7 protein-coding genes are annotated in these 7719 nt (G+C 46.4%); 4 read left to right on the top strand and 3 right to left on the bottom strand.

Annotated elements, in window-relative coordinates:
* From Q0Z62_RS10215 to Q0Z62_RS10200, 4 genes are all read left to right on the top strand, one after another.
* Positions 1 to 591 (top strand): branched-chain amino acid ABC transporter permease (locus Q0Z62_RS10215; protein WP_298054175.1); only part of this gene is annotated, 591 nt, incomplete at its 5' end.
* Complete coding sequence (locus Q0Z62_RS10210) at positions 591 to 2372, top strand: branched-chain amino acid ABC transporter ATP-binding protein/permease (RefSeq protein WP_298054171.1); 1782 nt, start codon at positions 591 to 593, stop codon at positions 2370 to 2372. The genes Q0Z62_RS10215 and Q0Z62_RS10210, both read left to right, overlap by 1 nt.
* The gene (locus tag Q0Z62_RS10205; protein WP_298054168.1) at positions 2369 to 3121 is read left to right on the top strand and encodes an ABC transporter ATP-binding protein; all 753 of its coding nucleotides are present in this window, start codon (positions 2369 to 2371) and stop codon (positions 3119 to 3121) included. Before Q0Z62_RS10210 ends, Q0Z62_RS10205 begins: the two co-directional genes overlap by 4 nt.
* A 53-nt stretch (positions 3122 to 3174) precedes the next feature.
* Positions 3175 to 4311 carry an ABC transporter substrate-binding protein gene (locus Q0Z62_RS10200; RefSeq protein WP_298054165.1) on the top strand — a complete coding sequence of 379 codons (1137 nt, stop codon included), beginning with the start codon at positions 3175 to 3177 and terminating at the stop codon, positions 4309 to 4311.
* Between the two features lie 156 nt (positions 4312 to 4467).
* On the opposite strand, the gene Q0Z62_RS10195 is transcribed toward Q0Z62_RS10200, so the two are convergent.
* The 3 genes from Q0Z62_RS10195 to Q0Z62_RS10185 are packed head-to-tail and all read right to left on the bottom strand — an operon-like array spanning position 4468 to position 7575.
* Positions 4468 to 5202, bottom strand: coding sequence for a PolC-type DNA polymerase III (locus tag Q0Z62_RS10195; RefSeq protein WP_298054162.1), 735 nt, complete (start codon positions 5200 to 5202; stop codon positions 4468 to 4470).
* A 2-nt stretch (positions 5203 to 5204) separates the two neighbouring features.
* Positions 5205 to 7145 carry a DUF294 nucleotidyltransferase-like domain-containing protein gene (locus Q0Z62_RS10190; RefSeq protein ID WP_269900873.1) on the bottom strand — a complete coding sequence of 647 codons (1941 nt, stop codon included), beginning with the start codon at positions 7143 to 7145 and terminating at the stop codon, positions 5205 to 5207.
* Positions 7146 to 7185: 40 nt separating this feature from the next.
* Positions 7186 to 7575 carry a diacylglycerol kinase gene (locus tag Q0Z62_RS10185; protein ID WP_269900872.1) on the bottom strand — a complete coding sequence of 130 codons (390 nt, stop codon included), beginning with the start codon at positions 7573 to 7575 and terminating at the stop codon, positions 7186 to 7188.
* Positions 7576 to 7719 lie beyond the last annotated feature (144 nt).

Raw genomic sequence — 7719 nt, 5'->3', positions numbered from 1 at the left:
GTTTTGGTCTTGCTGATTTTATCTGTCGCCATGCATATCTCATTAGTCGGTATTGGCTTGTGGATTTTTGGTGCCGAAGGCTATCGTACTCAACCATTTACCAATGCCAGCTTTATGTTGGGCGAGGTCATGATTAGTGCCCAAAGCCTATTAGTATTGGCAGTGGCTATTATTTTGATTGCTGGCCTGTATGTATTTTTTGGTCACACCATGTATGGCAAAGCCTTACGTGCGACGGCTTTTAACAGCGAAGGCGCCCAGTTAGTTGGTGTCCCAACTACGATGGCAGGCAGCTCCGCTTTCTTTCTGGCTTCGCTCATTGGAGCCTGTTCTGGTCTATTGATTGGCCCGATTACTACCTTGTATTACGACTCTGGATTTTTGATTAGCTTAAAAGGGTTTGTGGCCGCAATTATGGGTGGACTAACCAGTTATCCTTTAGCTGCTTTGGGTGCTTTTATGGTGGGCTTAATTGAAAGCTACGCGACTTTTTTTGCCTCACAGTACAAAGAGGTCATTGTGTTTACTCTGGTGCTGCCGTTCTTATTATGGCTGTCATTGACCACCAATCCATTGGATGAGGATCACTAATGAATCGTCGTATTGCTATGCCTGTGATTTTGGTCGTGCTATGTGCATTGATCGCACCCCAGGTGTTACCTGAGTATTATTTATCCTTACTGAATTATGTAGGCCTATACAGTATTGTGGGTCTAGGTATGGTGTTGCTAACTGGGGTAGGGGGGCTGACTTCGTTTGGACAAGCCGCTTTTGTAGGGATTGGCGCTTACGCCACGGCAGTACTAACAGCTAATATGGGCATGTCACCGTGGATGGGGCTGCTGGCTGGACTGGTTATTACAGGGCTGATTGCCACCTTACTAGGCTTACTGACCTTGCGCTTATCTGGCCACTATTTACCGATTGGTACGTTGGCTTGGGGGATTAGTCTGTACTACTTATTTGGTAATTTACCTAATTTAGGTGGTTTCAGTGGTATCAGTCATTTACCCGCTATCTCTATTTTTGGCTGGACGCTCACCTCTAGTCAGGACTTTGGTGTACTGATTTGGTTTATCGTGGGTGGCGTCATGTGGTTGCTCAGTAACCTGCTTGATAGTCGCGAGGGCCGTGCTATTCGTGCGTTGTTTGGTGGCTCTGTCATGGCCGAGGCCATGGGGGTTAACACCGGACGCTCCAAATTATTGATTTTTATTTATGCGGCTTTGCTTGCAGCTGTGTCTGGCTGGTTGTATGCGCATATGCAGCGTTTCGTAAACCCCAGTCCATTTTCGATCAATATGGGGATTGAATACCTATTTATGATCTTGTTGGGTGGGGCAAGTACCTTAGGCGGAGCCGTAGTAGGCGCGATCATGGTGACGGGCCTAAAAGAATGGCTACAAGACATTTTGCCGTTGATTTTTGGGCAAAATGGTAACTTTGAAGCTATTTTCTTCGGTGCGTTAATTATTTTATGTTTGCTCTATGCGCGTCAGGGCTTGTGGCCCGTTATCGTAAGTCGAGTTCGCTTTCTATACCCTCAAAACCGTGATGTATCTAAGCTCAAACAAGCTAAAGCATTACCGCAACGTGAGCCCTTGGCCGTAGGTCAGCCCTTATTAGTTGCCGAGGGCGTAACCAAACGATTTGGTGGTTTGGTGGCAAATAACAATATGAGCCTCAACATCAAAACGGGGCAAATTACGGCCTTGATCGGACCGAATGGGGCAGGTAAATCCACGCTATTTAACTTGCTAACCGGCTTGTTGCCTTTAACCAGTGGCCAGATTGAGTTTAGAGGCCAACGTATCGATGGTATGTCATCGCGTAAAATTGCCTCGCTAGGGGTAAGTCGCAGCTTTCAGCATGTGCGATTGATCCCTACTATGTCGGTTTTAGAAAACGTAGCCTTAGGCGCGCATATGCGCGGAGAGGCTGGGTATATTCGATCAGGCTTACATGCAGAGCGCACTGAGGAAAATGCCTTGTTGGCCGAGGCAGCTCGTCAGATTGAGCGGGTGGGCTTAGGCAAGCACATGCATGAATCAGCAGGTAGTTTGGCTTTAGGCCAGCAGCGTATTGTGGAGATTGCCCGAGCGCTTTGTGCTGATCCTTATTTATTATTGCTAGATGAGCCTGCCGCTGGGTTACGCCATTTAGAAAAACAAGCTTTGGCTGATTTATTGATGCGTTTGCGTGCCGAAGGCATGGCGGTATTGATGGTAGAGCACGATATGGATTTTTTAATGGGTTTGGCTGATTACGTAGTGGTTATGGAGTTTGGTCAAAAATTGGCCGAAGGTCTACCACAAGAAATTCAAGAGAATCCCAAAGTATTAGCTGCTTATTTGGGAGGCGAAGACGAATGAGTAAGCCCACCTTATTAGAAATTAAAGACGTGGATATTGCGTATGGCAAAGTCGAGGCCGTGCGTAAAGTGAATTTACGTATCCGTGAGGGCGAGATCGTCAGTGTGATCGGCCCGAATGGAGCGGGGAAAACCACCCTATTAAGTGCCATTATGGGGCAGCTGCCTTCTACTGGTGTTATTCAGTACGAGGGAGAAACCTTAGAATCACACCAAAGTGTGGCATACCGCGTGGGTAAAGGGTTGTGCTTAGTGCCAGAGAGCCGAGAGTTATTTAATCAGATGACGATTGAGGATAACTTACAGCTTGGGGCGTTTAGCCGCTATCGTCGTGGTGAACGCGATTACAAGCAGGCTCGCGAAGAGGTCTATGATCTATTTCCTCGCTTACGAGAGCGAGCGAAGCAGCAGGCAGGCACTTTATCGGGTGGTGAGCGTCAAATGCTGGCAATGGGCCGAGCATTAATGTCTAAGCCAAAATTACTCATGTTGGATGAGCCAAGCTTAGGTTTAGCGCCATTAATTATTAATGAGATTTTCCGGATTATTGTGGATTTACGCTCAAAGGGCGTATCCATTTTATTAGTAGAACAAAATGCGCGCGCTGCTTTACGTGCATCGGACTACGGTTATGTGATTGAGACGGGGGATGTAGTGCTTGAGGGGCCAGCCGCTGATTTAGCTGAGAACCCTAAAGTAATTGAGTCCTATTTAGGACGAAAATCAGGTACTGATACCCCTGCGTCTTAAACGTATTAAGACACGATAACTATTTATTTATTTGCTTCAACGAGGAGACTCTTATGAAAAAAACCGTTGCTTCTTTAGTCTGTGGTCTGTTGTTTAGCAGCGCCCCTGCACTGGCTGATATCAACGTGGGTATTACTATTTCCACCACAGGGCCAGCCGCTTCTTTGGGTATCTCAGAGCGTAATACGGTACAAATGCTGCCACAAGAAATTGGTGGCGAAAAAATCAATTACATCGTTTTAGATGATGCGACCGATACAACAGCTGCGGCACGTAATGCGCGCAAATTCGTTAGCGAAAACAAAGTAGATGTCATTATTGGTTCTACGGCAGTGCCTCCTTCTGCAGCAGTAGCGCCTATTGCTGTTGAATTCAAAACACCACAAATTACCTTAGCACCATTTGCGGCTAAAGGCGATGAGTTCCATTGGGTTTTTACCGTACCGCAAACAAATAGTTTGATGGCAGGTGCACTGGTAGAGCACATGCAAAAAAATGATGTCAAAAAACTCGGCTACATCGGTTTTGCTGACGTTTGGGGTGATGATTGGAAAAATGCCCTGACAGAACTAGGCAAAGAAGCAGGCATTACCTTAACCAGCGATGAGCGTTTTAGCCGCACAGATGCATCTGTAGGTGGACAAATTCTTAAAGTCATCAGCTCTAAACCTGATGCGGTATTGATTGGTGCTACAGGTACTCCAGCCGCATTGCCACATACTGAGTTACGTCGTATGGGCTTTAAAGGCTTGATCTACCACACACACGGTGTTGCTAACCAAGCCTTTTTGCGTATTGGCGATCAGGCTTTGAACGGCGCTATTTTACCGGTTGGTCCTATTGTGATTTGGGACAAACTACCCGAGAGCCATCCCTCTAAGGCTGTAGCGGCTGAATACGCTCAAGCGTATGAAAAAGAGTTTGGCGAAGGCAGCCTATCTCCGTTTGGTGCTTACCTATTTGATGCTGGTCAAATTTTGAAAGCCGCCATTCCTGTGGCACTAGAAAAAGCCAAACCGGGCTCCGAGGAGTTCCGTGTAGCTCTACGTGATGCGCTAGAAAATGTTAAAGAGGTTGTAGGTACGCATGGGGTATTTAACCTATCTGCTACCGACCACTTTGGTCACGATGAGCGTGCTCGTTCTTTGGTTGAGATCCAGAATAAAGACTGGGTATTGATCGAAGACTAAAGCAGTAAAGACAGTGATGATAAAAGCACCATTTGGTGCTTTTATCATACGGTAATTTCCAATATAAACAAGGGTGGTTATCCAAGGACGATGTGCAGCAGCATCAAACCAGCACTAAGACCTTAATTATCCACTAAACCAAACGCCTGCTAGATTTTATTGATTTAGCAGGCGTTTTACTTGACGTTGTTGAAGACAGGCTTGTTGCAGCTCTCCCCAGGTTTGATAGCCCTGAGATTGTGCTTGATGCAGCAAAATCAGAACCAGTTCTGCAGTAGCTAGCGCATCGGCGGTGGCGTTATGGCGTGCCAATATAGGCAGATGAAAGGCCTGGAGCCAATGATCTAAACCTGCCTGAGGCTGATCCATATCGGGAAACAAAAGTGGTGCGAGATACGCGACATCAATGGGCTGTGGGTCCACAATTAAACCTAGATGTTGTAGCGCGGCATTTTTCAGCATGCGTCGATCAAATTCGGCATGAAAAGCCAACCAGATATGGTCTTTGCTATAGCTGAAAAAATCCAATAATGCCTGACGGGGTGCACAGCCCTGAGCCAAGTCTTTTTGCGTTAACCCATGGATGAGCTGGCTTTCACCGGCTAAATCAACGGCGATATCTAATACCTGATAAAAACTATTTTTTAGAGCAATACCATCTGGATGAACCTTAACGGCGCCAATAGATAAAACGGTATCTGTACGGGTATTTAAGCCTGTGGTTTCTAGGTCGAAAACCATAGCGGGTGTACTAAGAGGCTGATCGCTGGGGCTTAGAGGCGCAGCATCGATTAACCGTTGCTGTGCCTCTTGATCAGGGTGATGTCCTGTATGGTGCGACCGTTTTGCCAGATAGTAGTTTTTTAGTCGTTGCCACCCATTCCAACGCATAATTACAACCTATATCGATAATTGACCAAGGCTTGAATATAACGCACTTGGCGCATAGCCTCGCGGAGCATGCGGCGATGTAACTGATTGAGTTGATCCAATTGCAGAATATTAGAGAGCTCTTCTTGGTTGTTTTTGTCTTGGCGCTGATGTAATTGTAGGCGTAGTAATTGTAAATAACGGTAGGAGTCACTCCATAGTTCAGCATCTTTGTTGCTAATGACCCCTTTAGCAGCCAGTTGTTCTAGCCGATCTTGGGTGGAGGCATGAGGGATCTTTGAGGATAAGGCTAAGACACGAGCTGCATCTACAAATGGCCCTAGACCATGACGTTTTAGATCTAGTCTAGCCCCACTGGAAGAACCGACTGTTTTAGCGATCCAGCGACGTAATTGGCTAGGTGGTGGTGGGTAATTTAATGCTGCCTTTGCTAACTGGCGTAAAAAACGATTACGTTGCTGAACCTGATTCAATAATTGGCGGTGTAGTTTTTTGAAGCCTAAATCTTCTCCCCAAACCATACGCAGATCAAAAAACACCGATGCTTGTAAGAGGTGTTTAGGGTCTGGGTTTGCCATGATGTCCTCAAAACGGGCATGCCATTCTTCCATGGATAAGCAGAGCTTTGGATTACCTGCCATGATGTTGCCTTTACAGAGGCTAAGGCCACATTGATCTAGAGCTAGATTAATGGCTTTGGCTATAGGCAAGAGTTGTTGACGATATTGCTCAGCTTGTTCTGGATTATCCGCCAAAAACAAAATCCCGTTGTCTTGATCTGTCACTAAGGCTTGTTCACCCCTTGCCTCGCTACCAAAGACCAGCCAGTTGAAGGGGATACCTGGGTCACCGTGTTTGCGTAGCACGAGTTCAATAACCCTAGAGGTGGTGTGATCATTGAGCTGAGTAATGACCTGAGTGATTTGGTTTGCATCTGCTCCATGAGCCAACATGCTATCTACCAGGCGATGAATATCGGTGCGTAGTTGCTGTAAGGCATGAATGGACTTGGCTTGTCGTAGCGCTCGGGCTAAATGGACTAAATCGACACGTTGTAATGAAAACAAGTCGCGTTCTGACACCACCCCTACCAATTTATCATTATCAATTAAACAGACATGACCAATATGGTGCTGAGCCATCAGCAGTGCGGCATCAAAGGCACTGGCTTCAGGCGTTAATGTTAGCGGCTCGGTAACCATGAGCTCCCCAACCGGAACATATAAATTCTGCGGGTCTTCGGCTAATACACGTCGTAAATCGCGCAAAGTAAAAATACCAATCGGAGCCTGTTCTTGATCGACAATGACCATGCTGCCAATTTGGTGCTGCTGCATGATCTGTAAAACCTGTTGCAAGGGTTGGTCGGCTAAACAACTGATGGGTTTACGTACAATCAGGCTGGCTAATGAGTCATGGATCGAATAGTCTGCCCCTAAGTGGGCAGATGCCCTTGCTTGGACTTGTTGTTGTAGCTCATCAAATAAACTGCTGATGCCACCGATGGCAAAAGACCGCAACGGTTCAGAGGCCCGCAGCAGCTTAATAAAATCAGTGGCGCTAACAACCAAACAAAAACAGTCTTCGTGTGCCGTATAGGTGGTACGTGTAGAACGCTGGCTTAGAATGGCAGCAATAGGGAAGCTATCTCCTACCGTCAGTAAAAAACGCTCTGTATTATCAGGGTATTTGGGATTAGGGCGTTTACCTTGGACTAAACCCTGCTTGATTAAAAACCAATATTGCTCTGCCTCATCATTCGGGCCTGTGATTTGTGTGCCTTTGGCATAAAAACGCAACCAAGCCTGCTCGATCATCATTAACAAATGCCCCATCTCCATTTGATTAAATGGTGGGTGTTGCTGTAGAAAATGCAGAATGGCTTGGCTATTTTGTTGAATAGCGGCCTGAGCGGTTGGGCTGGGTGCGTTTAAGGTAGACATGATTAGCTAAAGGCTCCTTGTAGTTAGTGTACGTCTTTAGTCAAAAAAAGCGGTCAATGATTACATAAGCCCACCATGCACCTGTGGTGAGTAAGCATAGGAGCACGGCGGCACTACCAATATCTTTGGCTCGACCCAAGAGTGGATGGTGTTCAAGGCTGATTGCATCTGCCAGCGCTTCAATGGCGCTGTTGATGAGTTCCACGATCAATACAAGTAAGACGGTAAAACACAGTAGGAAAATCTCTACGGCGTTACGCCCTAACCAAAATGCAGAGGGGAATAAGATCAGAGCTAAAGCGCATTCTTGTCTAAAAGCGGCTTCGTGTCGCAGGGCGGCACGTAGTCCTTTTAAGGAATAGCCGAAAGCATTCACGACCCGTTTTATACCGCCACGGCTTTTAAATGTAGAAAGGGAGGATCTATCCATTAAACTATCTCTATCGTTGAATAAAAGGAATCGGAATGCGAGACGTCATACGTTTATTGATTGTAGAAGACAATGCTGATTTAAGCGCTAACTTGGCAGAGTTCTTTGAAAGTGATGAGTATGTTCTCGACTTTGCACAGGACG

Source organism: uncultured Paenalcaligenes sp. (assembly GCF_947630565.1).
GTDB lineage: Bacteria > Pseudomonadota > Gammaproteobacteria > Burkholderiales > Burkholderiaceae_B > Paenalcaligenes > Paenalcaligenes faecalis.
The sequence above is the reverse complement of the archived record's forward strand: the minus strand, read 5'-3'. Positions and strand labels throughout refer to the sequence as shown.

What these genes read in the sequence shown, in the direction of transcription:
- Q0Z62_RS10210 (WP_298054171.1), top strand. Translation starts at nt 591, where the DNA reads ATGAATCGTCGTATTGCTATGCCTGTGATTTTGGTCGTGCTATGTGCA.
- Q0Z62_RS10205 (WP_298054168.1), top strand. Translation starts at nt 2,369, where the DNA reads ATGAGTAAGCCCACCTTATTAGAAATTAAAGACGTGGATATTGCGTAT.
- Q0Z62_RS10200 (WP_298054165.1), top strand. Translation starts at nt 3,175, where the DNA reads ATGAAAAAAACCGTTGCTTCTTTAGTCTGTGGTCTGTTGTTTAGCAGC.
- Q0Z62_RS10195 (WP_298054162.1), bottom strand. Translation starts at nt 5,202, where the DNA reads ATGCGTTGGAATGGGTGGCAACGACTAAAAAACTACTATCTGGCAAAA.
- Q0Z62_RS10190 (WP_269900873.1), bottom strand. Translation starts at nt 7,145, where the DNA reads ATGTCTACCTTAAACGCACCCAGCCCAACCGCTCAGGCCGCTATTCAA.
- Q0Z62_RS10185 (WP_269900872.1), bottom strand. Translation starts at nt 7,575, where the DNA reads ATGGATAGATCCTCCCTTTCTACATTTAAAAGCCGTGGCGGTATAAAA.